23 protein-coding genes are annotated in these 25,552 nt (G+C 65.8%); 14 read left to right on the top strand and 9 right to left on the bottom strand.

Annotation, left to right across the window (positions count from 1 at the left end; genetic code table 11):
- Positions 1-69 precede the first annotated feature (69 nt).
- The gene (locus ACQR03_RS20590) at positions 70-315 is read right to left on the bottom strand and encodes a PilZ domain-containing protein (protein ID WP_315712872.1); all 246 of its coding nucleotides are present in this window, start codon (positions 313-315) and stop codon (positions 70-72) included.
- A 136-nt stretch (positions 316-451) separates the two neighbouring features.
- Positions 452-2,374 carry an FAD-binding monooxygenase gene (locus ACQR03_RS20585; RefSeq protein WP_316192909.1) on the bottom strand — a complete coding sequence of 641 codons (1,923 nt, stop codon included), beginning with the start codon at positions 2,372-2,374 and terminating at the stop codon, positions 452-454.
- A 100-nt stretch (positions 2,375-2,474) separates the two neighbouring features.
- On the opposite strand from ACQR03_RS20585, the gene ACQR03_RS20580 reads away from it, so the two are divergent.
- Positions 2,475-2,927 (top strand): MarR family winged helix-turn-helix transcriptional regulator, encoded by a 453-nt coding sequence (locus tag ACQR03_RS20580; protein WP_315825457.1) that lies wholly within the window; start codon positions 2,475-2,477, stop codon positions 2,925-2,927.
- Positions 2,928-3,100: 173 nt separating this feature from the next.
- On the opposite strand, the gene ACQR03_RS20575 is transcribed toward ACQR03_RS20580, so the two are convergent.
- Positions 3,101-4,651 (bottom strand): flavin-containing monooxygenase, encoded by a 1,551-nt coding sequence (locus tag ACQR03_RS20575; RefSeq protein ID WP_410052253.1) that lies wholly within the window; start codon positions 4,649-4,651, stop codon positions 3,101-3,103.
- 60 nt (positions 4,652-4,711) lie between these two features.
- Between ACQR03_RS20575 and ACQR03_RS20570 the strand changes: the two genes are divergently transcribed.
- Complete coding sequence (locus tag ACQR03_RS20570) at positions 4,712-5,437, top strand: hypothetical protein (protein WP_434841814.1); 726 nt, start codon at positions 4,712-4,714, stop codon at positions 5,435-5,437.
- Between the two features lie 175 nt (positions 5,438-5,612).
- Entirely contained in the window at positions 5,613-6,344 is a 732-nt protein-coding gene (locus tag ACQR03_RS20565) for an alanyl-tRNA editing protein (RefSeq protein ID WP_434841813.1), read from the top strand.
- Between the two features lie 118 nt (positions 6,345-6,462).
- On the opposite strand, the gene ACQR03_RS20560 is transcribed toward ACQR03_RS20565, so the two are convergent.
- Positions 6,463-7,431, bottom strand: a complete 969-nt coding sequence (locus ACQR03_RS20560; protein WP_434841812.1) for an AraC family transcriptional regulator — start codon at positions 7,429-7,431, stop codon at positions 6,463-6,465.
- Between the two features lie 494 nt (positions 7,432-7,925).
- Between ACQR03_RS20560 and ACQR03_RS20555 the strand changes: the two genes are divergently transcribed.
- Together ACQR03_RS20555 and ACQR03_RS20550 are read left to right on the top strand one after the other, a co-directional pair.
- Positions 7,926-9,611 carry a PAS domain-containing protein gene (locus tag ACQR03_RS20555; RefSeq protein WP_434841811.1) on the top strand — a complete coding sequence of 562 codons (1,686 nt, stop codon included), beginning with the start codon at positions 7,926-7,928 and terminating at the stop codon, positions 9,609-9,611.
- Between the two features lie 92 nt (positions 9,612-9,703).
- Positions 9,704-9,958 carry a hypothetical protein gene (locus ACQR03_RS20550; RefSeq protein WP_315825097.1) on the top strand — a complete coding sequence of 85 codons (255 nt, stop codon included), beginning with the start codon at positions 9,704-9,706 and terminating at the stop codon, positions 9,956-9,958.
- A gap of 112 nt (positions 9,959-10,070) precedes the next feature.
- On the opposite strand, the gene ACQR03_RS20545 is transcribed toward ACQR03_RS20550, so the two are convergent.
- The gene (locus tag ACQR03_RS20545) at positions 10,071-10,562 is read right to left on the bottom strand and encodes an AAA family ATPase (protein ID WP_315753608.1); all 492 of its coding nucleotides are present in this window, start codon (positions 10,560-10,562) and stop codon (positions 10,071-10,073) included.
- A gap of 466 nt (positions 10,563-11,028) precedes the next feature.
- On the opposite strand from ACQR03_RS20545, the gene ACQR03_RS20540 reads away from it, so the two are divergent.
- From ACQR03_RS20540 to ACQR03_RS20525, 4 genes are all read left to right on the top strand, one after another.
- Complete coding sequence (locus ACQR03_RS20540; RefSeq protein WP_316187621.1) at positions 11,029-11,409, top strand: DUF2946 family protein; 381 nt, start codon at positions 11,029-11,031, stop codon at positions 11,407-11,409.
- A gap of 230 nt (positions 11,410-11,639) precedes the next feature.
- Complete coding sequence (locus ACQR03_RS20535) at positions 11,640-14,087, top strand: TonB-dependent receptor (protein ID WP_434841810.1); 2,448 nt, start codon at positions 11,640-11,642, stop codon at positions 14,085-14,087.
- A 261-nt stretch (positions 14,088-14,348) separates the two neighbouring features.
- Positions 14,349-14,627: a PepSY domain-containing protein gene (locus ACQR03_RS20530; RefSeq protein WP_434841809.1), complete on the top strand. Its 279-nt coding sequence runs from the start codon at positions 14,349-14,351 to the stop codon at positions 14,625-14,627.
- A 47-nt stretch (positions 14,628-14,674) separates the two neighbouring features.
- On the top strand, positions 14,675-15,250 hold the full coding sequence (locus ACQR03_RS20525; RefSeq protein WP_434841808.1) for a cytochrome b/b6 domain-containing protein: 576 nt from the start codon (positions 14,675-14,677) through the stop codon (positions 15,248-15,250).
- Positions 15,251-15,259: 9 nt separating this feature from the next.
- Here the strand turns inward: ACQR03_RS20525 and ACQR03_RS20520 are convergent, their stop codons facing one another.
- Positions 15,260-15,439, bottom strand: coding sequence for a hypothetical protein (locus ACQR03_RS20520; protein WP_316225652.1), 180 nt, complete (start codon positions 15,437-15,439; stop codon positions 15,260-15,262).
- A gap of 294 nt (positions 15,440-15,733) precedes the next feature.
- On the opposite strand from ACQR03_RS20520, the gene ACQR03_RS20515 reads away from it, so the two are divergent.
- Positions 15,734-16,756, top strand: coding sequence for a hypothetical protein (locus ACQR03_RS20515; RefSeq protein WP_434841807.1), 1,023 nt, complete (start codon positions 15,734-15,736; stop codon positions 16,754-16,756).
- Positions 16,757-17,038: 282 nt separating this feature from the next.
- Here the strand turns inward: ACQR03_RS20515 and ahcY are convergent, their stop codons facing one another.
- The 3 genes from ahcY to ACQR03_RS20500 all read right to left on the bottom strand — a co-directional run bounded on the left by ahcY (position 17,039) and on the right by ACQR03_RS20500 (position 21,185).
- A complete protein-coding gene (gene ahcY, locus ACQR03_RS20510; protein WP_315712889.1) occupies positions 17,039-18,460 on the bottom strand; it encodes an adenosylhomocysteinase in 1,422 nt (473 codons plus the stop codon).
- A 121-nt stretch (positions 18,461-18,581) separates the two neighbouring features.
- A complete protein-coding gene (metK, locus tag ACQR03_RS20505) occupies positions 18,582-19,778 on the bottom strand; it encodes a methionine adenosyltransferase (protein ID WP_315712890.1) in 1,197 nt (398 codons plus the stop codon).
- Between the two features lie 57 nt (positions 19,779-19,835).
- Positions 19,836-21,185, bottom strand: a complete 1,350-nt coding sequence (locus ACQR03_RS20500; protein ID WP_315712892.1) for a hypothetical protein — start codon at positions 21,183-21,185, stop codon at positions 19,836-19,838.
- A gap of 155 nt (positions 21,186-21,340) precedes the next feature.
- Here ACQR03_RS20500 and ACQR03_RS20495 point away from each other — a divergent pair, with 155 nt between their 5' ends.
- From ACQR03_RS20495 to ACQR03_RS20480, 4 genes are all read left to right on the top strand, one after another.
- Positions 21,341-23,008 (top strand): caspase family protein, encoded by a 1,668-nt coding sequence (locus ACQR03_RS20495; protein WP_315712894.1) that lies wholly within the window; start codon positions 21,341-21,343, stop codon positions 23,006-23,008.
- A 183-nt stretch (positions 23,009-23,191) separates the two neighbouring features.
- Positions 23,192-23,569, top strand: a complete 378-nt coding sequence (locus ACQR03_RS20490; RefSeq protein WP_315753596.1) for a DUF2147 domain-containing protein — start codon at positions 23,192-23,194, stop codon at positions 23,567-23,569.
- A 56-nt stretch (positions 23,570-23,625) separates the two neighbouring features.
- On the top strand, positions 23,626-24,318 hold the full coding sequence (locus tag ACQR03_RS20485; protein ID WP_316191402.1) for an SGNH/GDSL hydrolase family protein: 693 nt from the start codon (positions 23,626-23,628) through the stop codon (positions 24,316-24,318).
- 85 nt (positions 24,319-24,403) lie between these two features.
- The gene (locus tag ACQR03_RS20480; protein WP_316187624.1) at positions 24,404-25,534 is read left to right on the top strand and encodes an acyltransferase family protein; all 1,131 of its coding nucleotides are present in this window, start codon (positions 24,404-24,406) and stop codon (positions 25,532-25,534) included.
- Positions 25,535-25,552 lie beyond the last annotated feature (18 nt).

Genomic DNA, 25,552 nt, shown 5'->3' with positions numbered 1-25,552 from the left:
CGGGACCAGATGATCTGCACGCTGGCAGATTAACCCTAAGGTCCCGTTAAGCGGGCGCGGCCGGCCCGCTCAATCGATGAATTCGGCGCCGAACTCGCAGCCGATGCGCCAGGCCAGCCGGCACTTGCGCTGGTGGTCGGGCGCGAAGACGATGGTGAACTGCGGGGGAATCTCGACGAATTCGGCGATCACCTTGACGCCGCCGTCGGAAATATCCGTGACCGTGCAGTCCCGCGGCAGGCTGCCGTTGCCATAGTGAATCTTCGCGATCCTCCTGCACAGCCGACGTTCACTCTTGCGACGGTTCGCCAACATCAACATTTCGACGTCTCACCCACTCAATCGTCCAATCCGGAGACCTCGTTTGTAGCGAGGAAACCTTGGGATCTGGCTAGCGCCAAGCCCGGAAATCCGGCGACCGGATTTGGGTTTCGTTTACCCTCTGCATCCCTCAGCGGACCGGCAGCAGCACACGATCGAAATACGCCGACAGCCTCCCGACGTCGTCGAGCGGCAGGACGTCGGCGACATACTGATCGGGCCGCACGATCACGATGCAGCCCGCGGCGCGATCGATGCCGCGCATCGCAAAGATGTCCTGGCCGCTCTTCAGATCGGCACAGAACATCTTCTCGTAGTCGATAAGACCGTAACGGCCCTTCCGCGGCAGCAGCAGCTCCGGCATTCGTTCGAGCGCGAGTTCGCGATGCCCCTGCTGGAACACCGCGCGCAGATCGATCACGGAGTCGATGTCGGCGCCCACCTGGGTGTGGCGGCGCACGGGCGAGGCCGAATCCTCGCTGAGGAATGTGCACAGGCGGCGGATCGCGGACCCCGGCGCGGCCGGATCCTCCGCGGCCGCGAAAGCGAAGATGCGGAAGCGGCCGTCGGCTTGCACGACATGTCCGAGCTGCGCCGGCTTGGCGTCGCCGAGCCGGATGACCGGCGCCGAGTGAAAGCGCTTGCCGATGACGAAGCCGGTGGCGAGCGGCTGGAAAGTGTCGTCGCCGGTGAGGACGGAGGGCCGATAGTGCGTGGCGGTGCCCGCCGTGTAGCGGCCGTGACGGACGAAATAGTCCTGCGTCCTGGCCGCATCGGCGCCGCCCTGCTTGGCGGCGGAGGCAAGAATTCCCGACCATTCGCGATCGAAATCGATCAGCTCCTGGGCGATGGCCCGCCGTTCGGCCGAATAGCTGTGCAGGAGCTGCGGCGCGCAACGCCTGCCCAGCACGGCGGCGAGCTTCCAGCCGAGATTGAACGTGTCCTGCATCGACACGTTCATGCCCTGCCCCGCCTTCGGGCTGTGGGTGTGGCAGGCGTCACCGGCGATGAAGACGCGCGGCAGCCGCGTTGCGACCTCGGCCTCCGGCACGTCGTCGAACTTGTCGGTGATGCGCTGGCCGATCTCGTAGACCGACCACCACGCGACCTCCTTCACCTCAAGCGTATAGGGCGCGAGAATGCGCTGCGCCTTGGCGATCACCTCGTCGACGGTGATGTTGCGCCCGGCCACGCGCTCGCCGACCTCGAGCTTGGCGAGCTCGACATACAGCCGGACGAGATAGCCGCCCTCGCGCGGGATCACCAGCAGGCTGCCGTCCTTGGCGGACTGGATCAGCGACTTGAAGCGGATGTCGGGAAAGTCGGTCACGGCGAGCACGTCCATGACGCCCCAGGCGTGGTTGGCGGAATCCCCGTGCAGCTCGCGGCCGATCGCCTTGCGCACGACGCTGCGCGCGCCATCACAGCCGACGACGTAGCGCGCGCGCACCGTCTCCACCTGGCCTTCATGCTCCGGATCAATGCGATCGAAGCTGACTGTCACGCCGTGCGCGTCGATGCCCGCGGCCGGATCGATCCGCAGATCACGCAGTCGCCGCGCGTAGTGCGGCTCGAGCTTCGCGGCCGAACGGCGCATCACGTCCAGGAAGAAATCGTGGACCCGAGCCTGGTTGAGCACGACATGCGGCATCTCCGACAGGCCGTCCTCGACGTCCTGCACGCGACCGCTGCGCGCGATATGCTTGCTGTCTTGGTCGCTCGGCTTCCAGAACGTGGTCTCGTTGATCCAGCACGCTTCCCTCAGCACTTTCTCGGCAAAACCATAGGCCTGGAACATCTCCATGGTGCGGCAGGCGATGCCGTCGGCCTGGCCGAGCAGCAGCCGGCCCGGCTTCTGCTCGACGATGCAGGTCCTGATGTCCGGAAAAGCGGAAAGCTGGGCAGCGAGGTTCAACCCGGCGGGGCCACAGCCGACGATGAGGACATCGGCCTCGGGCGGCAGCGGGCCGGTCGCGCCGGCGCTCGCGACACGTTCGGCCGCGTCGAAGATCTCGGGATCGCCCGGCTGGAAGCCGTTGAGATGAAACTGCACGTGACCACCCTCCCTCGCCATTCTTATTGATCAGTATGCTGATCATCAGTATGCTTGTCAAGCTGGTGACAGGAGATTCGAATTGACCGAGATGCGGGACATGCCGGGGCACCTGGCGCGCCGGTTTCAGCAGATCGCCGTGGCGGTGTTCCTGGCGGAGGTGGAAGCGGCCGGCTTCGACCTGACGCCGGTGCAATATGCGGCGCTGGCGGCGATCGCGGCCAACCCGGCCATCGACCAGATCACGCTCGCTGGCCTGATCGCCTATGACCGCACCACGATCACCGGAGTGATCGACCGGCTCGCACAGAAGGGCCTCGTCGTCCGCCGTGCGAGCGCGCGCGACCGCCGGTCACGGGAGCTGTTGATCACCGATGAGGGGAGAAGGACGCTGGAGGCGATCACGCCGGCGGTCGAGGCAGCGCAGCGGCTGATGGTGCGCGGCCTCAGCGAGGCCGAGGCGAAGGAGTTGGTCCGCCTCATGCAGAAGGCGATCGCCGCCGGCAACGATCTCAGCCGCGCGCCGCTGCGGGAGGGGGCGGCGGAGCGGTAAGCCCAAGCAAAACTGCTGGTTGCTTACCCGTCATGCCCCGGACCGGTTCCGGGCATCCGCGTTCTTCCAAGCCCAACGACATCGATGGCCGGATCCAGCCCGGCCATGACGATGTGGAGAGAGCCGCCCCAAGCTGACGTCATAGAGGCGAGCGCCGCTCGTGCCCCCTGCCCTCACGAATACCGCATCACGCCGTCGTCGACCTTGCCGAAGCGCAGCGAGACGATATCCAGCGCGTAGTTCTGGTACAGCCGCCACGGCCGCTTGGAGCCCTGTTTCGGCAGGTCGGCGACCGCGCGCTGCACATAGCCGGAGCTGAAGCTCAGCGACGGCAGCGGCGTAACGGTGGAATCGTCATTGTGCGGCACGCATTGGCGATAGCCGTGCCGGTCCATGTAGTTCAGGAGCCGGCAGACATATTCGCAGGTGAGATCGCATTTCAGCGTCCACGACGCGTTGGTGTAACCGAGCGTCGCCGCCAGATTCGGCACGTCGGAATACATCATGCCCTTGTAGTTGAGCGTCTTGGCGAAATCGACAGTGCGGCCATCCACGACGACCTCGATGCCGCCGAGCACCTGCAGCACCAGCCCGGTCGCGGTGACCACGATATCGGCCTCGATTTCGCGGCCGTCGGTAAGGCGCAAGCCGCGCTCGGTGAAGGTCTCGATCCCGGCCGTCACCACCGAGGCGCGCTGCTCGCGAATGGTCTTGAACAGGTCGCCATCCGGCACCAGGCACAACCGCTGGTCCCACGGGTTGTAGCGCGGCGTGAAATGGGTGGCGACGTCGTAATCGGGGCCCAGCGCGGCGCGCACCCCTCCCAGGATCAGCTGCTTGACCCGCTGCGGCTTGCGCCGGCTGAGCTGGAAGAAATACATCCCGAACAGCACGTTGCGCCAGCGGATCAGGTGATAGGCGAGGCCAGCGGGCAGATGCCGGCGCAGCTTGTTGGCGAGCGCGTCCTGCGCCGGGCGCGACACCACATAGGTCGGTGAGCGCTGCAGCATCGTCACATGCGCGGCGGACTTGGCCATCGCCGGCACCAATGTGACCGCGGTCGCGCCGGAGCCGATCACGACGACGCGCTTGCCGGCATAGTCGAGATCCTCAGGCCAGGCTTGCGGATGCACGATGCGGCCCTTGAAATCGGCCATGCCCTTGAAGTCCGGCAGATAGCCCGACTCGTAGCGGTAGTAGCCGGAGCACATGAACAGGAAGCCGCAGGTCATCCGCACGGTCTCGACCGTGCCCTGCTCCGTCCGGCGCTCGGCCTCGACGGTCCAGCGTGCGTCCGCGCTCGACCACGACGCGCGCCGGACCCGATGGTTGAACCGGATGTGGCGGTCGATGCCGTTCTCGGTCGCGGTGTCCTGGACGTATTTCAGGATCTGCGGCCCGTCGGCGATCGCCTTCGGATCGGTCCACGGCTTGAACGAATAGCCGAGCGTGTACATGTCGCTGTCGGAGCGGATGCCGGGATAGCGGAACAGGTCCCATGTGCCGCCGATCGCGCCTCGCCCCTCCAGGATCGCGAAGCGCTTGCCCGGGCACTTGTGCTGCAGATGATAGGCGGCGGCGATGCCGGACAGCCCGGCGCCGACGATCAGCACGTCGACATGCTCTGTTGACATGAGGTGTTCCTGGCGTTTCCTGGTGCGGCTTTCTTGCTCTGGCTGCGGACAGTCGCAACCCGGCTCGTCGCTGTCAAATCGCCGGCGCATTCGTCGTCGGTCAACCCTCCTCCGCTATCAGCGGGAAACACCCTCGATACGGATCCGGTGATGAACGCTCCCCACCCGCGCGACGACAGGCCCGGCGACAGCGACAGCCGGGACGGCAGTGGCGCGCCGTCGCAGCGCATCGCCCTGGGCTTTTCGCTGTTCGCAATCGGGCTCGCAGCCTGGTCGCTCTTCCCGAGCTTTCCGGCCGGCCAGCTGATCGCGGTCGTCACCGTCATCCCGCTGCTGGCGCTCATCCTCACCTTGCGCTTTCCCGGGCGGTTCCGCATCGGCCTCGGCTCCGGCTACGGCGCCAATCTCGGCACCGGTTGCATCGTGGCGGCCGGCACGCTCGCCGCGCGCACGCTGTCGGACATCAACCTCGTCGACTGGCTGCCGCTGACGGCCTTCGCGACCGCGGTCGCGATCATTTTCCTCATCGTCGCGGCGCGGTTCGAAACCCAGCTCCGCCGCCGCGGCTGGCGGTTGCTGCTCGCCGCTCTGTTCGTCGCCGCCTATGCGTTCGGGACGCTTGGCCAGTTCAACACCGCACTCGACCGCTCGGCGCCGGCGCTGCTGCGCAGCCGTGTGCTCGCCAAGCATCTCGGCCACAGCCGGCTCGCCACGCATCAGGTGACGCTCGAGCCGTGGGGCCCGTTCGCGAGAGCCACCGATGCACATGTTGCGCAGGCGCTGTACGAAAGGTTGCAGCCGGGCGACACCGTGTGCCTGCGCCTCGGCGATGGCGCGTTTCGCATGGCGTGGTTCACGGTGGCCGCATGCCGTTGAGACCCGGCGCTGCGGCCGAGACAGGAACGGCCATTTGCGCAGCGCGGCGATGCTGCGTATCGTCGTAGCTTCGTGGCCCGCATGAGCGCAGCCATATCCGGGGCCTCACGCGCCGTCTCGATGAACCCGGATGTTGCTCCGCTCATCCGGGCGATGCGATTGCGAGCCGTTCTGCATGACCGACTTCCTGCCCCGCCCTTTCGCTGTCGATCGTCCCGACGTGCTGGATCTCGACATCACCGCGCTCGACGCGCGCCCCGGCGCGGTGCTGGTGGCGCGCTCGCCGTTCTATCCCGGCGGCGGCGGCCAGTTGCCGGATCGCGGCGCGATCGCGTGGAACGGGATCGTCCGCGACGTCACCGGGTTCGAGCCGACCGCCGACGGCATCTGGCACCTGATCGGTGATGACGCCATCCCGGACGGGGCGATCGAGCTGCGCGTCGATCCGGCGTTCCGGCAGCGCATGAGCGAGCAGCACACGATGGCGCATCTCGTCAACAGCGCCGTCTACACCCTGTTCGACGGCGCGCTGCTGACCGGCGTCCGCATGACCGAGACCGACGAGTTCAGCGTCGATTTCGACCTGCCCAAGGTCACACCGGAGCAACTGCGCGCGGTGGAGGATGCGGTGAATGCCGCGATTTCGGACGATCGTCCGGTGCGTGCCTTCGACATGCCCTATGACGACGCGCAGGCGACCGCGGGACTGTTTCGCGCCAAGTCGGTCGCCCCGCCGCGCCAGGCCGACGGCCTGATCCGCATCGTCGACATCGACGGCCTCGACCGCCAGGCCTGCGGCGGCACGCACCTGGTTTCGACGGCGCAGGCGCGGCGCATCCGCATTCTCAAGGTCGACAACAAGGGCCGGCAGAATCGGCGGTTGAGGATCGGATTCGTCACGGCTTGAGAATCGCGCGGCTCGCGATGAAACGGCCGGCGTCGCAATGCACATTGTCAAACGCGTATATCATCGCTCGACGTCCGATACGATTGTAGCGCAGGCGCGTCCGTGATCCCATGGAAGCTCACGTCTTCCTTGCGTTCCGCAACGTCTCCGAGGGCAACTCACCCATCATCTGGCGGTACTCGCTGGCAAAGCGGCCCAGATTGCCAAAGCCGCATTTGAAGGCGACCGACACGACGCTTGTGTTGGCATCGGGCCGTCGCAGAAGTTCAGATGCCCGCTGAAGTCGGACGCGCTTGGCAAACTGGCCGGGTGATCCGCGTCCCGACTCCGAGAACTCGCGGAAAATCGACCGGACGCTGACCCCCGCGACCGCGGCGATCTTCTCGAGGTCCAGAGGCTCGTCCCAATGTGCCTCGATATAGGACTCGACGGTATCGACAACCATACGGTTGACTCGCTGGGGCGCATTCAGCAGGCGGCTGCTAAAGCTGTGCCGATTTGCAAGCAGGAGCCGGATCATCAAGCTCCGCTCGAGCTCTGCAATGGCTATCGGCGAGTAGTCCGCTCCGAACATCTGCAACTCACCGGCAAGCCTGAAAACGTCCTGGCGGACGAGAGCCATGACAGCAGGATCGGTTGGGCCTTCGTCAAAGGTCAGATTCGTATCTCTGTCATCGCCGAGCATGGCTCTCAACAGCTGGTGCAAAGGCGCGCTTTCGACCCTGACCACCAGTTGGCAGTAGCCGGCAGGAAATTCGAGATCCAGTCTTGAATCCCCGGATATCAGGGGACTCCAGGCGACGATCGCCTGGTGGCCTCGCGCAGTCCTGTATCCGGCAGTGCCCTGGATCGAGAAGAACTGTCTGTAGATCGTCGATTCCGGAAACGACACCGACGCCGCGCCCGCATATGAGCAGAACGCCAGCCCCGCGGTGCTGAGCCGCGCAAGATTGGCCTCGATGCCGAAGCTGGAGTCGGAGCTGTCGAAACGATCGACGGCGTAGATGCTGAACAAGCGATCGCGCGCGAACTCGCGATCACGCGAGCGAAACAGCGGATATCGATCGAGATATGAGATTTGACCCAAACAGCTCCTCCGCCCGATCGGCATCACCACCTGGTCAACCCTTGTGCAATCGTCAGGCGCATGAGCACAAGGCCGTGCGTTAGGGCACGTGGCAAGCACGAATTTCATTCAGTTCCACGGTTCGGACAACGTCCCGGCGCGAGGGAGCGTACGATTTTCGCGGTGATAACCGAACACCCCGTATTGTTACGGACAGAATGCTGCCTCGCGGGGCTGGCCGTGGTCTGCGCCGGGTCGTCCAATGGCTCGCTCGGAACAACGACGGACCAAGCGGCCAAATGCGATGGGTATCGGGGTCATCGGAGCGGCAGCATACGGCCGATCTGTCGGGGATCGGACAAATACTTGGATAATTCGATTCGACTACGATCCGCTCACTCTGGACCAGAGTCGGGCCTCGCGGCGGCGTTTGGCCCCAGCGAACCAAGGTCCTGGAAATCGACAGACGTGCATGTGCCGAAACCCCGGCAGAGCAGACCTAGAGAGGAAAGAGAATGTTCGGCCGCAGACACGCCAAGGGTGACGCACAGGCCATGCTCGACGCGATCAGCCGCTCGCAGGCCGTGATCGAGTTCAACATGGACGGCACGATCATCACGGCAAACAAGAACTTCCTCGATACGCTCGGATACCGGCTGGATGAGATCCAGGGCAAGCATCACAGCATGTTCGTGGCGCCGGCCGAGCGGGACAGCGCGGCCTATCGCGAGTTCTGGGCGGCTCTCAACCGCGGCGAATTCCAAGCCGCAGAATTCAAGCGGATCACCAAAGGCGGCGGCGAGGTCTGGATCGAGGCGTCCTACAATCCGGTTCTCGACGGCAACCGCCGACCGGTGAAGGTGGTGAAGTTCGCGACCGACATTACCGCGAAAAAGCTGCGCAGCATGGCGGACGGCTCCAAGATCGCTGCCATCGATCGCGCCCAGGCCGTGATCGAGTTCAAGCTGGACGGAACGGTCGTGACGGCGAACCAGAACTTTTGCGACGTTCTGGGTTATCGGCTCGACGAGATCCAGGGCCGGCATCACAGCATGTTCGTCGAGCCGTCACAGCGCGACAGCGCGGCGTATCGCGAGTTCTGGACGGCCCTCAATCGCGGCGAATATCAAGGCGGCGAATACAAGCGCATCGGCAAGGGAGGCAAGGAGGTCTGGATTCTCGCCACCTACAATCCCATGCTCGATACCGCCGGCAAGCCGTTCGGCGTGGTCAAGTTCGCGACCGACGTCACCGCGCAGAAGCTCAGGAACGCGGATCTGGCCGGCCAGATCGATGCGATCGGCAAGTCGCAGGCTGTGATCGAGTTCAACATGGACGGCACGATCATCACCGCGAATGACAATTTCCTGCATGTGCTCGGCTACACCCTGGCCGAGGTCAAAGGCAAACATCATAGCATGTTCGTGGAGCCTTCGGAGCGCGATGGTGCCGCCTATCGCGAGTTTTGGGCCGACCTGAACCGGGGGCAGTATCAGGCGGCGGAATACAAACGCATCGGCAAGGGCGGCAAGGAGGTCTACATTCAGGCCTCGTACAATCCGATCCTCGATCTCAACGGCAAGCCGTTCAAGGTCGTGAAGTATGCGACCGACGTCACCAGGCAGGTGCTGGTGCGCATAGGCAACGAGCGCGTCCGTGCGATGATGGAATCCGTCGCAGCGGGCTCCGAGGAGTTGAACGCGTCTGTGCGGGAGATTTCCGAAGCCATGACCAAGTCCCGCGAGACGGCGATGGGCGCCGTCGGTCAGGTGGCATCCGCCGACGGCCAGGCGCAACGGCTGTCCGAAGCCACGCAGGCGATGAGCGGCATCGTCGAGATGATCAACAACATCACCGGGCAGATCAACCTGCTCGCGCTCAACGCCACCATCGAATCCGCCCGCGCCGGCGAAGCCGGGCGTGGCTTTGCGGTCGTCGCCGCCGAGGTCAAGAACCTCGCCAACCAGGCCAAGCAGGCCACCGACAAGATCGCCCAGGAAATCGAGAACCTCAACGGCATCTCGGGCGACGTCGTGACGGCGCTCAACTCGATCAAGCAGGCGATCAACAGCGTCAGCGAATACGTCACCTCGACGGCGGCGGCGGTGGAAGAGCAGAGCACGGTGACGAACGAGATGTCGTCCAGCATGGCCCGCGCCGCAGCCGAAGCTCAGGCCTTGGCCGCCCGGACCGCGCCTTAGCTGCGCGCGACCAGGGCGGCGGAGCCCGGCGGGCCGCCGCCCCATTGGCGATCGAATGCGGGCGTTCACAAGAAGGCGCTGACGAGAAGACCGTGGCCGACATCATTCATTTTCCTGCTCCCGATTCCTCGCGATTCGTCGAACAGCACGCCGTGGCGGCTTGTCGGGCGCTCCTGCGTCCCCAGACCGAACGCCTCCAGCAAGAGTTGCAGCAGTGGCGCAACGCCTTGGATGAGTTGGATCAGCACATCGGCGCGGCCCCGTCATTCGCCGCGCTGCTGTCTGAAAGCGCAAAGGTGCGCGAGCTCATCTCCGCTGCCGAAAGCGCGCTGGACGCAATCTTCTGAGACCAGGCGGTGATCGCCGCGGCACGGCTGACGGTTGCGCGGCGACGCGCACCGCCAGGATTGCCGCCAACAAGCCAGCGGGACGACAGCAGTCCCAGTCGCCGCCGCAAGGTCACGGCCGATGCAAGATCACGTCGAATCCTTCCTCCGGGGTCGGCGCCACGAAGTATGAAGTGAACAGGTCGAACTCCTCGTCGGTCACGGTGAAGGCGTGGCGGCCTTCTGCGTTGCGCGCGCGCAGCCGTGCCTTGCAGACCTCGTCGGGGACGTCGAGGTGATGCAGCTGGTGCGGCACGCCCGCGGCTTCGAACAGACCGCGCATCCAGGCGCGGCTCGCCGGCGTGTTGGCGGGGAAGTCGAGCACGACCGAAACGCCGGCTCGCAACAACGCGACGACGTGCGGCCCCATCACGCTGCGCAGCCGTGACGAATTGCGCACGTAGTCCGCCAGGCTGCTCTGCTCGCCAGGATAGAGCCGCGACAGCCAGTCGTCCTCGGCGACCACGACGGTGGCCGGGCGATGGCCGAGCTCCGCGGTGAGCGTCGATTTGCCGGCAGCGATCTTGCCGCACACGAGGTGCAGCGTCGGTTGGTTGGGAGACACGGATACAGACCTCGCATACAGCGCCTTTTCGGGCGCCAACAACATTCACAGGCAATTCTCGCAGGCAGAAGCGCCCGGCCCGACGGATCAGGCCGGGTCGGTAATTCGGCTGCTGACGGCAGCGCCTGCGATGCGAATGCGGAAGGTCATGAGGATATATTTGACAGATGTCGCTGACGGCGTCCAGGCCCGGCCGTCATCCGTCGCGAGACCGCGCCGCGATTGAGTTCGACTCGCAAGAATGGCCCGCGCGCATTTCAGTCGCACCGGCCGCTCGCGAATGAGTTGAAGTCACTTCACTGTGGCCGAATTGATCCACTGCGACGGGAGTCGAGCCGGCCGCGTGTCGTCCATTGCCAACCGGATGTCCGCTCCTGTAGGTAGTTGCGAGGGACGGGGGCGTCAGTCGGTGGCTCGTCAAGGGCGTCAACTACAAGGCATCGCATCAGGACGACGTGAGGCGCGCATGCGCTCGGCGCGGCGGCGCGCAGCGCTGTCGCGGCTCGGCGGCGCTCTCGTCTGGTTCGCGGCATGGGCCCTGATCTTCCAGTCCGCGCTGGCGCTCTCCGCGATGAGCGCTGCGGTTGCGGCCCCCGATGCCGTCGCCATCATCTGTCAGAGCTCCGCCGACGATCCAACGTCGGACGACATCGGCACTGCGGCCAAGCAATGCGCGAGTTGTCCGTTCTGTGCGCTCGGGCGCGGCGTCACTGTCCCGCACGTCCCCGCCGTGGCGCGGCCGATGCCGGTGGTCGTGGCGATCCTGATCGAGCGGACAGACCTCGTTGCGGCGCCTCGGCCTGCGCTCGAACTGCCGGTCGCTCGCGGACCACCGGCGGCCCTCTAGGCCGATACTCCAGACATCTCATCCCGTCACGATGCGGCCGGTCTCGTCCGCGCGCGCTGTGGGCTGCCGTCCGGCGGTCGCCGCAGCCGTGCCCGGAGCCGCCTCGTCGCGACATGTTCACGAGGCCACGGCGCGCTCGCAGCCGGGCGCCTCTCCCATTCCTATTCCGAGATCCCCTCATGGACCATTGTTCGACACCCGTCCGGCAGCGGTTGCTCCGCTCAACCACCGTGCTCACATCGCCGGCGCTGCTGGCATTCGCCCTTTCGAGTCCCGTGCTCGCGCAGGACCCATCGCAGGCTCGCTCCGCCGCCACGCTGCCGCAGGTGACGGTCGCTGTCCCGAAGCCCCGGCCGGCCGCCCGAACGGCAGTCCGCCGCAGGGGCGCACATGCGGCGACCAATCCGGCCAGCGCGCCACCGCCGCAGGCGGCCTCATCCGACGGCGTCGGCGCGCCTCCCGGCGCCACTTCGGTTGCACCGGATGACATCCTGGCGAAGCGGGCCACCACGAACGACACGGCTGCGCTGTTTGCGGATGTCCCCGGAGTCAGCCTCTATTCGGCCGGAGGGGTCTCCAGCCTGCCGGCGATCCATGGCCTCGCCGACGACCGCCTGCGCATCAAGGTCGACGGCATGGACACCATCGCCTCATGTCCCAATCACATGAACCCGGCGCTGTCCTACATCGATCCGGCCCAGGTCGCCGCGGCCAAGGTCTGGGCGGGCATCACGCCCGTGAGCGTCGGCGGCGATTCGATCGGCGGCACCGTCGCCGTCAGCTCGCCGGCGGCTCTGTTCGCGGCGCCGGGGCAGAGCCTGCTGACCAAAGGCAGCATCGGCACCTTCTACCGCAGCAACGGCAACGTGCGCGGCGTCAACCTGTCGGCCACCATGGCCACCGAGAACTACAGCGTCAGCTACAGCGGCGCTGCGGTCAAGGCCGACAACTATACGGCCGGCGGCAACTTCAAGAACTTCACCCTGAGGAGTTCGATCACGCCGGTGCTTCCCCTCGATCAGGTCGGCTCGTCCGCCTACGAGACCAGGAATCATCTGATGGGCATCGCCTGGAGCAAGGACGGCCAGCTCATCGAGCTGAAGGCGGGAGTGCAGGAGGTGCCCTATCAGCTCTACCCGAACCAGCGCATGGACATGCTGGGCAACGATGCCTACAGCTTCAACCTGCACCATCTCGGCCGGTTCGACTGGGGCGATCTGGACACCCGCCTCTATCACCAGTCCGTCGATCACTACATGAACTTCGGCGGTGATCGGCTGTTCTCGTATGGCACACTCAGCCCGCCGAACACGACGGGTGCGCGCTATCCGGTCAACGGCATGCCGATGTATACGCGCACCAAGACCAACGGCCTGACCTCCAAGGCCGACATCACGCCGTCGTCCCGCGACGTGGTCCGCGTCGGCGTCGACCTGCAGACCTACCGTCTCGACGACTGGTGGCCGCCGGCCCCCGATTGCGGCGTCGGCAACTGCATCGGCGGCATGGCGCCGCTGACGTTCTGGAACATCAACGGCGGCAAGCGCGACCGGGCCGGCGTGTTCAGCGAGTGGGAGGCGAAGTGGAGCCCGTCCTGGCTGTCGCTGCTGGGCGTGCGGTTCGAACGCGTCGAGACCGACACCGGACCGGTCGTCGGCTACAACACCAGCACCACGCCGCTGACATCGGGATTCATGTCCGGCATGTACGAGACGAGCTCGGTCGGCTCCCGCGCGGCGTTCAACGCCATGGATCGCTCGCGAAAGGACAACAATGTCGATCTGACGGCGCTGTTCCGAAACACGCCGAGCGCCCATCTCACCTTCGAGTTCGGCGCGATGCAGAAGACCCGGTCGCCGAATCTCTACGAGCGCTATTCCTGGTCGCGCAACACCATGGCGCTGGAGATGAACAACTTCGTCGGCGACGGCAACGGCTATCTCGGAAACCCCAATCTGAGACCCGAGGTCGCCCATACCGTGAGCTTCACCGGCGCCTGGCACAGCGCCGACCATGAGGCCGAGCTCCGGCTCACCCCCTACTACACCCATGTGCGCGACTACATCGATGCGGTGCAGTGGAAGGCCGCCACCAACACCGCCGCCGTGCCTGCCGTCGCCAACCAGTTCGTAATCATGAAATACATGAACCAGCAGGCGCGGCTGTACGGGTTCGATCTGTCCGGCAAAGTGCCGCTGGGCACGACGTCGATCGGCGATTTCGGCCTGAAGGGAGTCCTGAGCTACACCAACGGCAGGAACCTCGACACCGGGAGCGGCCTCTACAACATCATGCCGATCAATGGCAAGCTGACGCTCACGCACCGGCTCGACGGCTGGGACAGCGGCCTCGAGCTGGTGATGGTAGGCCGCAAGTCCGACGTCTCCGTCGCGCGCAACGAGCTCAAGACCCCGGGCTACAGCCTGGTGAACCTGCGCAGCAACTACACCTGGCAGAGGCTGCGCATCAGCTTCGGCGTCGAGAACCTGTTCAACAAGCTCTACTACCTGCCGCTCGGCGGCGCCTATATCGGCGAGGGCGCATCGATGTCGTTCAACAAGGAGGCCGGCACCGTCGCTGCCACCGGCGGCGGCGTATCGGGCACCGCGACGATGTGGGGCACCGCCGTTCCCGGCCCCGGACGTTCGTTCTATCTGGGTGCGAACCTGGAATTCTGACGCCGGCATCTCGCCCTGTCCCGCCAGCGGGACAGGGCGAGAGCGGGCGCCAGACGACACGGCGTCGCGACGAGCGGCACGAGCGAGACGTAACGTCGCGCATCACGCCGTCTGCGATTCTCGGCCGAAATCGCCGCTCTCACGAACTTGGAAAAGCTCTAAGAGCGATTCCAGCCGCCGCTCCGTTGACACATCGGGGCGGTTGCCGTCTCCACTGATCCCACGATGCATCGTATTTGAATTTGCTCATTGGAGGGATTGATGAGACTGACCATCGCGGCCGTGCTCGGTGCCGCACTCGCCGGCTTCGCCATCTCGCCGGCTCTGGCCGACGGCTACAAGGACTGCACCAAGCTCGACAAGGCCCAGTGGAAGCCGGCCGCCGAGGCGGAAGCCAAGGCCAAGGAAGCGGGCTACGAGGTGCGCCGCTCGAAGGTCGAGGGCTCCTGCTACGAGGTCTACGGCGTCAAGGGCGGCAAGCTCCATGAGCTGTTCTACAGCCCGGAGGATCTCAGCCTGAAGCACACGATCGCCAAGTAGTTGGCGCAGGCGTCGGCCAGCGTGCTGGACGACGTGACGTGAGAGCCATGCACGGCACAGCCCCCCGAGCCAGCCTGAAACGCCAGGACACCGCCGACACCGTGCAGGTCTGGGACCTGCCGCTGCGGCTGTGGCACTGGATGCTGGTCGTGCTGGTGCTCATCGCCTGGGTGACGCCGAACGTCCATGACGGCCTGCACCGGATCGCGGGCTACGCGATCCTCGGCTTGCTCGCCTTTCGCCTGATCTGGGGCATCATCGGTACCCGCCATTCGCGCTTCCGCAGTCTCAAGCTCCGGCTGCGCGCGACGCCGGCCTACCTGTGGAATCTGCGGCGCGGCAAGACCGGGCGCTATCTCGGGCTGAATCCCGCGGGCACGGCGATGCAGCTCGCACTGCTGCTTCTGCTCATAGTCTCCGCGATGACCGGCGCGATGCAGGTGACCGTGCGCTTCTTCGGCATCTGGTGGGTCGAGGACACCCACGAGGTGACGTCATATCTCCTGATCCCGCTGGTGGTGCTGCATGTCGCCGGCGTCGTGCTGGTGAGCCGCCTGCAGCGCGAGAATCTCGCCCGCGCCATGCTGACGGGGCGCAAGCTGCTGCGGCGCGGCTCGCGCTGACCGGGCGGCTCAGCCGCGCACGGCGTAGCGCGTCTGCGCCAGATGGTCGGCCCCCACGGCGAGATCGCGCTGCGCATCGGCCAGCGCCTTGCGTTCGCGCTTTTCCTCGGGCAGCGACCAGATCGAGTCCTCGGGCGCGTAGTCCCGGATCAACCTCGTGCCGCCGACGATGATCTCGATGGTGCTCATGTAGCCAGCTCCACGAACGAGTTCCAAGAGAGTACGCGGCGCGGCTGTCGTTGGCAACCGAGCGTCGGCCGAAGGCCCTGCGGTCTCCGCCACCTGTCATCGCTGAACGATCGTTCGCAGCGAGTCGCGCCACACACGGAACTCACGATCGTTGCACGCAGGCCACAGTTCTCGCAAAAGCTGCACGGGTGCGGAGGTGTGTTATTGCGCCGGGCCGTCTTGCGCCGAACAATCGCAGGTCTCGGATGCCTGACCGCCCCTCACCAGCAGGGGCTCGGATTTTGGGGAGGCCGGATGATGAGCTCGCAGCAGTTTCTGACGCGTGCGTTGTGTCGGTCCGTTGTCCTGGTAGCTTGTGCGGCGGCTTGGCCCGCGTCCGCCGCCGAGATCGAGGCAGCGACGCCGCCCGTCGCCGCGGAGCCGATCGCGACGTCGCCGCAGCCGACCGCAGCCGAGACTGCGCTGACGACCGCGTCGATCACTCCATCGGCTGTCCTGCCGGCGGACGAACAGGCCGCGCCCGGCGCGGCGACCGAACCGCCCCGGCCCACTGTCGCCAGCGCCGACCGCATCGAGATCCTCGACGAGTGCCCCGACATCGATGCCTGCATCGACCGCTATCTGTGGGCGCTGTACGAGCGCGCACCGAAGCTCGACAAGATCCGCGAGACCGAGCGCCGCGTCGTCACGGTCAAGCGCAAGGGACGCATGGTGAAGGTGACGCGCAGCTTCACCAAGCTCGTCGACAACGACTTCACCTGGAAGGATCCGAAGGCGGCCGAGCGCATCGGCCGCAGCATGATGGAGTATGTGATCGGCGGCATGGACCGCGGCTTCAAGCTGAAGCTGTTTCACACTTTGCATGCCGCCGAGGCCGCAGGGCTCGCGCCCGGCATCACCAGCGGCTTCCGCGACGACTACCGGCAGGAGATCGCGAGCGGCCTGAAGGCCGCCAGCAACCGCTCCTATCACGGCGGCAGCCTGCGCGGCGGCTACGGCCACGGACTCGCGGCCGACATCGTCAGCGTCAACGGCGCGACGCGCGCACAGCGCTGGGTGGCGACCGAGGCGCTGTGGAAATGGGTCGATGCCAACGGCAAGACGTTCGGCATCGGCCGGCCCTATCTCGATCACGACCCGCCGCATGTCGGCCCGGTCGACGGCGAGGAATATGCCAAGCATCGCGCGCCGGCCGTGAAGGTGGCAGCGGCGGAGACGAAGAAGCACAAGCGGATCGCGGCACGGCCTGAGCATCATGCGGCGAAGCGTGCGAAGGCGATCCGCGCGTCGGCGCTGGCCTCGCGGCGAACGAGCTGATTGTCACGTTCACCGCAGGTCGCGGCGTTCCGCTGATTTCATAGAGTGCGCCGCGATCTCCGTCATTGCGAGGAGCAAAGCGACGAAGCAATCCAGAGTCCCGTCCACGACTCTGGATTGCTTCGCGGAGCTTGTCATCGGGCCGCGCACCTGCGGGGACAAGGTGGCTCGCAATGCCGATCGGAGGCAGGCGCAGATTCAACTCACAACTACGCCGAAGCAAGCAAAAGGCCGGGGCAATGCCCCGGCCTTCGCCATGTCAGCCGCGCGGTGCGCCGGATATCAGTAGCGGTAGTGGTCCGACTTGAACGGGCCTTCCGGCTTGACGCCGATGTAGGAGGCCTGGTCGGGGCGCAGCTTGGTGAGATTCACGCCGATCTTGGCGAGATGCAGCATCGCCACCTTCTCGTCCAGCGACTTCGGCAGCACGTAGACTTCCTTCTTGTACTTGCCGTCCTTGTTGTTGGCGTAGAGCTCGATCTGGGCCAAGGTCTGGTTGGTGAAGGACGCCGACATCACGAAGGACGGGTGGCCCATCGCATTGCCGAGGTTCACGAGGCGGCCTTCGGACAGCAGGATCATGCGCTTGCCGTCAGGGAAGGTGATCTCGTCGACCTGCGGCTTGATGTTGGTCCACTTCAGGTTCTTCAGCGAGGCGACCTGGATCTCGTTGTCGAAGTGGCCGATGTTGCAGACGATGGCGCGATCCTTCATCGCGCGCATGTGCTCGATGGTGATGATGTCCTTGTTGCCGGTGGCGGTCACGAAGATGTCGGCGCGCGGCGCGGCGTCCTCCATCGTCACCACCTCATAGCCCTCCATTGCCGCCTGCAGCGCGCAGATCGGGTCGATCTCGGACACCATGACGCGGCAGCCGGCCTGGCGCAGCGAGGCGGCCGAGCCCTTGCCGACGTCGCCGAAGCCGGCGACCATCGCGACCTTGCCCGACATCATCACGTCGGTGCCGCGGCGGATGCCGTCGACCAGCGACTCACGACAGCCATAGAGGTTGTCGAACTTCGACTTGGTGACGCTGTCGTTGACGTTGATCGCGGGCCACAGCAGCGTGCCGGCCTTCTGCATGTCGTACAGGCGGTGCACGCCCGTGGTGGTCTCTTCCGAGACGCCCTTGATCGACTTGGCGATTTCGGCGAAGTAGCCCTTCGGCTTCTCCTTGAGCTGCTTCTTCAGCAGCGCGAAGAACACCTCCTCTTCCTCGGACGCCGGCTTGTCGAGGAACGCGGTGTCGCCGTTCTCCGCGCGCAGGCCGAGATGGACATACATGGTGGCGTCGCCACCGTCATCGAGGATCATGTTGGGATGGCCGCCGCCGTGCCAGTCGAACAGCTTGGCGGTGTAGTCCCAATAGTCGACAAGCGTCTCGCCCTTGACGGCGAACACCGGAATTCCGGCGGCGGCGATCGCGGCCGCCGCGTGGTCCTGGGTCGAATAGATGTTGCAGGAGACCCAGCGGATGTCGGCGCCGAGCGCCTTCAGCGTCTCGATCAGCACCGCGGTCTGGATGGTCATGTGCAGCGAGCCTGCGATGCGCGCGCCCTTCAGCGGCTGCTTCGGGCCATACTCCTCGCGCGTCGCCATCAGGCCGGGCATCTCGGTCTCAGCGAGCGAGATCTCCTTGCGTCCGAACTCGGCGAGCGAAATGTCCTTGACGATGTAGTCGTTGAAACCTGGCTTGGCGGTCATGTGGGGTTCCTGTCTGTAAAAGGCGTCATTCCGGGCGCGCGTCAGCGCGAACCCGGAATCCATCACTTCGAGATTCCGGGTTCAGCGCTGTCGCGCGGCCCCGGAATGACGGCACTAAGAGCTACACCGCACGCTTGAGCGCCTCGACGAGGTCGGTCTTCTCCCAGGAGAAGCCGCCCTCATTGTCCGGCGTACGGCCGAAATGGCCGTAGGACGAGGTGCGCGCATAGATCGGGCGATTGAGGTCGAGGTGGGTGCGAATGCCGCGCGGCGTCAGGTCCATCGCCTGAGCGGCCGCCTTCTCGAGCACCTCCTCCGGCACCTTGCCGGTGCCGTGGGTGTCGATATAGATCGACAGCGGCCGCGCCACGCCGATCGCATAGGCGAGCTGCAATGTGCAGCGATCGGCGAGACCGGCGGCGACGATGTTCTTTGCGACGTAGCGCGCGGCATAGGCGGCGGAGCGGTCGACCTTGGTCGGATCCTTGCCGGAGAACGCGCCGCCGCCATGCGGGGCAGCACCGCCATAGGTATCGACGATGATCTTGCGGCCGGTCAGACCAGCGTCGCCATCGGGACCGCCGATGTAGAACTTGCCGGTCGGGTTGATGTGCCAGATCGTCTTCGGCGTGATCCAGCCTTCCGGCAGCGCCTTGCGCACATAGGGCTCGACGCGCTCGCGGACCTGCGCCGAAGTCATGTCCTCGACCAGATGCTGGTGCGACACCACGATCTCGCGCACGCCGACCGGCTTGCCGTTCTCATACTGCACGGTGACCTGGCTCTTGGAATCCGGACCGAGCACCTTCTCGACACCGGCGTGGCGGGCTTCCGAGATCAGCCGCAGGATCTTGTGGGCATAGAAGATCGGCGCCGGCATCAAATCCGGCGTTTCATTGGTCGCGTAACCGAACATGATGCCCTGGTCGCCGGCGCCCTCTTCCTTGACTTCGCCGGGCTGCAGCGCGTCGACGCCCTGGGCGATGTCGGCCGACTGCGGATGCAGCAGGATCTCGATATCGCAGGTCTTCCAGTGAAAACCTTCCTGCTCGTAGCCGATGTCCTTGATGGCCTCGCGGACGACGTGCTCGATGTGCTCGTTGGTGACCGAAGCCGGGCCGCGGGTCTCACCGGCGATCACGACCTTGTTGGTGGTGGCGAGCGTCTCGCAGGCGGCGCGGATCTGCCAGGGGTCGATGCCGGCCTTCGGCCCTTCACGGTAGAACAGGTCGACGATCTCGTCGGAAATACGGTCGCAGACCTTGTCCGGGTGGCCTTCGGACACCGACTCCGAGGTGAACAGATATGACGCGCGCATCAAGCAACCCCTTCTTCGCCGCCCACGGCGGTCGTTTGTATTGATCCCTAAGGAATGTCAGTCGCGACGCCGCGAGATGACGTAGGATTCATCGTAGAACCACAGCCCGTTGTGCTTTCGCAGAACCTCTCTGGCGGCGTCGAGCGCGCGGGACGAGTGGGCCACCTCGGTCAGGCGGTCTTCCTCGATCTGCGCGACATACACCGCCGCGTTCCAGGCTGCAAAGGCCGTCGAGGTTCCGATCGCACCGGTGACCTCGTTGGGCAGAGCCTCCATCTCATACCTGAAAATCGAGCGATTGTCCGCATAGGCGTTAAAATTTAAGTCCCGCCCACTGGAGCCGAGCTCGTATTTCACGGCGCGCAATAGCTCATGGCGGCTGACCGAGAAAGGATTTTCTCCCGGCCAGACCGCCTGGATGATGTCCAGGCCCGGATCCTGGCCGTGGGAGTGGATTCCGATCAGCCGGCCGCCCGGCTTCAGCGCCCGCGCCAGCGGTGCGATGATGCGCTTGGCGCGGAAATTGACCGAGGACCGGGCCCGGTAGGGCTGCGAGGCGATGATCAGGTCGAAATTGGCCTCGACCCGACCGGCCCGCGGGATGATGCCGTCGAGCAGGAAGCGGTGATCCTCGCGATACAGCACCAGGGCGATCGGCCGCTCATAGACCGGCATGCCGGTGCGCGGGGAGACGTTGGCGCGCCAGTTCTGCTCCAGAAACGGCTTCAGCGCCGTGATCTGGGCTTCGAAATCCCCGGACGAATCGCCCTGCAGCACGACCTCGTGCCAGATCATCGAGGCGGCTACCGAAGGCGACGCCGGCGTCAGCCAGGGCGCCTCGGCATAGTTCATGTTGGTGAACACGAACACGCTGGCCGGATGCTCGAACAGCCGGTCCGGGACCTTCTCCAGTGTCAGCCTGACATCCTCGAGGCTCAGCTCCTTGCCGGCCACATAGAACGGAATGTGTGGAAAACGGCCGTGCATGGTGCGCAGGACCTTCGACAGCACGGTGCCGTCGCCGACGCCGGCGTCGAACAGCCGCAGCGCCGGCGGCCGCGGATGGATGCTGGCGAGTTCGAGACCGACGCGCTCGGCCACCACCCGCTTCTCGCTGCAGGTGTGCACGAACAGCAGGTATTTCTGACGGTTCTCGAAGAAGCGGAAATTGCTCTTGGGATCGCGCTTTTCGGGCACGACGTCGAGCCGCGGCGGCGGCAGCGTGCCAGTCGAGGCCGCGATATAGGCCTGGATGCGATCCAGCGTGTCGATGGTGATGCGCTTGCCCTCGCGCAGCCGCTGCACGAGCTTGCCGTCGTTCACGGCGCGCCGGCCGAACGTCGATTCCGCCATGTCCGACTGGCGGCAGAACTCCGTGATCTGGGCGAGCAGCTGGTCGTTCTTCATTCGGCCCGACGGGTGGGAAATAGGAGTGGGCAACGCGCCCTTGGCCCAACCTCCTAGCACCATCTGCCCACCATTGGAAAGAGCCTGAACCCGGAACCTTCCGGACGCAACAAACCGGATAGGTTCCCGCCTCTCGTCCCCCACGGTCCGTGCCGATGCGCCGCTCCCTCCTGCTGCTGATACCGCTGCTGGCTGCCCTCTGGGCGTCTCCCGGCCTCGCCCAGTCGAAGTCCCAGCTTGGCCCCCTCTGTACCACCGAGACGACGCCGGCCGACCAGATGATCGCCGCCTGCACCAAGATCATCGCGCTGAAGGTGTTCTCCGGCAGCCAGCTCGCCACGATCTATTTCTGGCGCGCGGTCGGCTGGAACAAGAAGGGCGACTACACCCACGTCATCGCCGATGCCACCGAGGCGCTGCGGCTGCAGCCGGCGCAGGCGATCTACAATCTGCGCGGCTCGGCCTATTACGACAAGGGCGAGTACGAGATCGCGATCGCCGACTTCAACGACGCCATCAAGAGCGGCGCGCCGAGCGGCACGCTCTTCCACAACCGCGGCAACGCCTATCGCGGCACCGGCGACTACGCCAGGGCGATTGCCGACTATGACCAGGCGATCAGGCTGACGCCGAAATCCGCGCTGTCCTGGCAGAATCGCGGCATCTCCAAGGAAGCGACCGGCGACCTCGACGACGCGCTCGGCGACATCAACGAGGCGATCCGGCTCGATCCGGCGCTGGCCTCGCCGCTGATCAACCGCAGCGTGATCTGGCGCGCCAAGGGCCATCTCGACCGCGCCGTTGCCGACGCCTCCGAGGCGGTCCGGCTGGCGCAGAATCCGCCGGCCAACGTGATGACACCGCCGGGGAGCGTCGTCATCTCAGCCCACGTGCATCGCGCGCTGGCCTATGAGGCCAAGGGCGAGTTCGATGCGGCCAAGGCGGATTACGCCGCGGCGCTGAAGCCCACCGCATCCGATGCCGGCAGCAAGGCCAGCCAGGCCACCGCCAGGGTGCGGCTGTCGCTGCTGTCGGAGCCGGCGGCGCGCCCCCAGCAGCGGCCGGAATCCCCGGCCCCCTCCTCGGCCGCAGCGGTGCCGACCGGGCAGCGCATGGCGCTGGTCATCGGCAACGGCGCCTACACGCACGTGCAGCCGCTGCCCAATCCGCCGCGCGACGCGCGAGCCATCGCCAGGAGCCTGCGCGACATCGGCTTCACGGTGACGGAGGGCCTCGATCTCGACCGCGCGGCGATGCAGGCGAAGACGCGCGACTTCCTGCGCGAGGCGGCGCGGGCGCAGGTCGCCGTGGTGTTCTATGCCGGCCACGGCGTGCAGATCGACGGCCGCAACTATCTCGTCCCCACCGACATTGCGCCGTCTGCAGGCAGCGACGTGGTCACGGCGATGGTCGACATGGACCAGATCCTGGCCGGGCTCGACGACCAGGTCCGCACCAACATCCTGATCCTCGATGCCTGCCGCAACAATCCGTTCGCCCCGCCGGAGACGGCAGGCGCCGGCCCCGGCCGGGGTCTCAGCGCCAGCGGGCTCGCCGCACCAACGTCGCTCGGTACCGGCGCGACGTCCGGGGCCGGCACGCTGATCGCGTTCGCGACGGCGCCGGGCAAGGTCGCGCTCGACGGCGACGGCGACAACAGCCCGTTCTCGGCGGCGCTGACCCGCCACATCGGCACGCCCGGTCTCGAGGTGCAGCAGATGCTGACGCGCGTTCGCGCCGAGGTCGTGGCCGGCACCAAGAACAAGCAGGTGCCGTGGTCGAACTCCTCGCTGCTCGGTGAGGTCTATCTGGCGGCGAGATAGACCTGCGGCTGGGCAGGCGCTGCTCCAGCCCGACCGTCACGGCCCTCGGGGAGTCAGGTGCAGCATGCCCGAATCCTGATATGCTGCCGCACAATGGAGACGAAGCGTATCGCCGTCGGCCCGCCCAATCGCCGACACGATCCGCCGGCAACAAGCTCGTCTCGAAGGATCAGGGAGGCTCGCATGATCGGTCGTTTCGTTGTTGGACTTGGTCTGTCACTCGTGCTGGCCGCAGGCCCGGCGCTCGCCGACGATGTCACCGGCGTCTGGCTGCGCGAAAGCGGCGCCTCCAAGGTCAAATTCGCGCCCTGCGGCGGCGCCGTCTGCGGCACGCTGGTCTGGATCAAGGAAGGCACCGACACTCCCGCCAAGGTCGGACAGCGGCTGTTCTCCGGGATGAAGCCGACCGGCCCCAATGCCTGGGCCGGCAGCTACAGCAATCCCGATGACGGCAAGACCTATGATGCCAAGATGACGCTCACCGGCGGCACCCTGACGACCGCCGGTTGCGCCTTTGGCGGCGTCATCTGCCGTTCCTCGACCTGGACGCGGGCGAATTAGAGCTCCGTTTGCGAATTCAGACTACGGTCGGGTCGCATCAAGGCATCGACGTCCATATGGCAGCAAAGACGCAGGCGCGGCTGGGATTCGTGCTGTTTGCGGTGATTGCCGCAGCAGCCGCGACGTTCGTGCTGGCGCGCCGCTCCGCGACGCCGTCGGGCAGCGACCACCGCACGGTTCGCCAGCTCATCGTCCACTACAACCTGATGGCGCGCTCCGATGACCCGATCGTCGTGCTCGGCGACAGCATCGTCGAGGCGGCGACGCTGCCGGCCAGCGCCTGCGGACATCCGATCGTCAACGCCGGTCTCGCCGGCGCCGGGACGCGCAGCGACCTGGCCGGCTGGCTCAAGCCCGCACTCGGCCCGAAACGGCCGTTCGCGATCATCGTCTCCCTCGGCGTGAACGATGCGCTGACCGCCAAGTCCGACTCCGGCGAGGCCTTCGCCGGGCGCTACGAGGCCCTGCTGCGCGAGCTATCAAACCTCACCACGCGCATCTTCGTCACCGAGTTTCCCTCCGTCGAGGCGCGCGGGCCATTCACGCCGGCCATGGAGAAGGCCGCCATGGCGAACATCACCGGCTATCGCGCCATGCTGCCGGACCTCGCGAGGCGCACCGGCGCGACCTTCCTGCCCCTGCCGCCGATGGAATCGCCGTTCACGCTCGAAGGCATCCACCTGAATGCCATGGGCTATCGGTCCTGGGACCAGGCGATCCTGCAGGGAACCGAGCTCGCCTGCCGCTGATCCCGCAGGCTGCGAAAACAATCCTTCACTTCGCGCCGGCTAGGATGGGGGCGCACATCCCGTCGAGACGGTTAACGATCACCGCATGGCCCCGCTTCACACATCGACATCGCCTGGGACTCACAAGCTGCTCGGACTGGAGCTGCTGCGTTTCCTCGCCACGATCTCGGTGCTGCTGTGGCACTACCCGCACTTCGCCTACATCGCCGATGCCCCTGTCGATCTCGTCCGCAGCGAGCTGCCGTTCTACAATGTCCTGTTTCCGTTCTATGAGCTCGGCGAATACGGCGTGGTGATCTTCTGGTGCATCTCGGGCTTCATCTTCTTCTGGAAGTACAGCGCGATCATCCCGGATGGCACGGTCGATGGCTGGACCTTCTTCGTCAACCGGGTGTCGCGGCTCTATCCGCTGCATCTCGCAACGCTGCTGCTGGTCGCGGGGCTGCAGGCCCTCTATGCCGCGCAGCACGGCGTCTTCTTCGTCTACCAGAGCAACGATCTCGCTCATTTCGTCACCCAGCTTTTCATGGCGAGCGACTGGCTGCCGCCGACCGGGGTCAGCTTCAACGGCCCGATCTGGTCGGTCTCGATCGAGGTTCTGGTCTATGCGGCCTTCTTCCTGGCGCTGCGTTTCGTCACCACATCACCGCTGTTGAACCTGGCGATGATCCTGGCCGGCATCGCGAGCGGGACACTGGTCGGCAAGTGTTTCGTGTTCTTCTATGCCGGCGGACTGGCCGCCATGGTGCGGCAGAGCGTCGCCGATGCCCCGTACCGCGCGCGGCTGGAAGCGTTCGCCGCGTGCGCCGTCGTTACAATTCCGCCGGCCCTCTGGCTCTCCGGCGTTGAGCTTGCCGAGCGCTCCGCAGCGCTCCTGCTCGTTTATACACCCATCCTCTTGTTCGTCTGCGCGACGCCCATCACGCTGCCGCGGCGCACCGAAGTCCTGCTGCAGGCCGCCGGCAACATGACTTATTCGTGCTACCTGTTGCACTTCCCGATCCAGCTCACGATCGCGCTGGCTTTCGGCGCGCTTGGACGAGCGATCCCCTACGGCAGCCCCTCGTTCTGGGTCGGCTTCATGGGGCTGACCTTGACCGCGGCGTATCTCACCTATTCCGGGTTCGAGGCCCCGGCACAGCGGCTGATCCGCCGCGCGCTGCTGCGCAAAAAAGAAGCGGAGCGGATTGCTCCCGCCCCGCTTCCGCATCACTGATCAGCACGCCCCATGTCG

It is taken from the genome of Bradyrhizobium sp. HKCCYLS3070, from assembly GCF_051167575.1.
GTDB lineage: Bacteria > Pseudomonadota > Alphaproteobacteria > Rhizobiales > Xanthobacteraceae > Bradyrhizobium.
The sequence above is the reverse complement of the archived record's forward strand: the minus strand, read 5'-3'. Positions and strand labels throughout refer to the sequence as shown.

Coding starts and splice junctions, on each gene's coding strand:
- ACQR03_RS20570 (WP_434841814.1), top strand. CDS start 4,712: ATGAACGCTCCCCACCCGCGCGACGACAGGCCCGGCGACAGCGACAGC.
- ACQR03_RS20580 (WP_315825457.1), top strand. CDS start 2,475: ATGCCGGGGCACCTGGCGCGCCGGTTTCAGCAGATCGCCGTGGCGGTG.
- ACQR03_RS20565 (WP_434841813.1), top strand. CDS start 5,613: ATGACCGACTTCCTGCCCCGCCCTTTCGCTGTCGATCGTCCCGACGTG.
- ACQR03_RS20480 (WP_316187624.1), top strand. CDS start 24,404: ATGGCCCCGCTTCACACATCGACATCGCCTGGGACTCACAAGCTGCTC.
- ACQR03_RS20490 (WP_315753596.1), top strand. CDS start 23,192: ATGATCGGTCGTTTCGTTGTTGGACTTGGTCTGTCACTCGTGCTGGCC.
- ACQR03_RS20500 (WP_315712892.1), bottom strand. CDS start 21,185: ATGAAGAACGACCAGCTGCTCGCCCAGATCACGGAGTTCTGCCGCCAG.
- ahcY (WP_315712889.1), bottom strand. CDS start 18,460: ATGACCGCCAAGCCAGGTTTCAACGACTACATCGTCAAGGACATTTCG.
- metK (WP_315712890.1), bottom strand. CDS start 19,778: ATGCGCGCGTCATATCTGTTCACCTCGGAGTCGGTGTCCGAAGGCCAC.
- ACQR03_RS20530 (WP_434841809.1), top strand. CDS start 14,349: ATGAGACTGACCATCGCGGCCGTGCTCGGTGCCGCACTCGCCGGCTTC.
- ACQR03_RS20590 (WP_315712872.1), bottom strand. CDS start 315: ATGTTGGCGAACCGTCGCAAGAGTGAACGTCGGCTGTGCAGGAGGATC.
- ACQR03_RS20495 (WP_315712894.1), top strand. CDS start 21,341: ATGCGCCGCTCCCTCCTGCTGCTGATACCGCTGCTGGCTGCCCTCTGG.
- ACQR03_RS20540 (WP_316187621.1), top strand. CDS start 11,029: ATGCGCTCGGCGCGGCGGCGCGCAGCGCTGTCGCGGCTCGGCGGCGCT.
- ACQR03_RS20520 (WP_316225652.1), bottom strand. CDS start 15,439: ATGAGCACCATCGAGATCATCGTCGGCGGCACGAGGTTGATCCGGGAC.
- ACQR03_RS20485 (WP_316191402.1), top strand. CDS start 23,626: ATGGCAGCAAAGACGCAGGCGCGGCTGGGATTCGTGCTGTTTGCGGTG.
- ACQR03_RS20575 (WP_410052253.1), bottom strand. CDS start 4,651: ATGCGCCGGCGATTTGACAGCGACGAGCCGGGTTGCGACTGTCCGCAG.
- ACQR03_RS20515 (WP_434841807.1), top strand. CDS start 15,734: ATGATGAGCTCGCAGCAGTTTCTGACGCGTGCGTTGTGTCGGTCCGTT.
- ACQR03_RS20555 (WP_434841811.1), top strand. CDS start 7,926: ATGTTCGGCCGCAGACACGCCAAGGGTGACGCACAGGCCATGCTCGAC.
- ACQR03_RS20525 (WP_434841808.1), top strand. CDS start 14,675: ATGCACGGCACAGCCCCCCGAGCCAGCCTGAAACGCCAGGACACCGCC.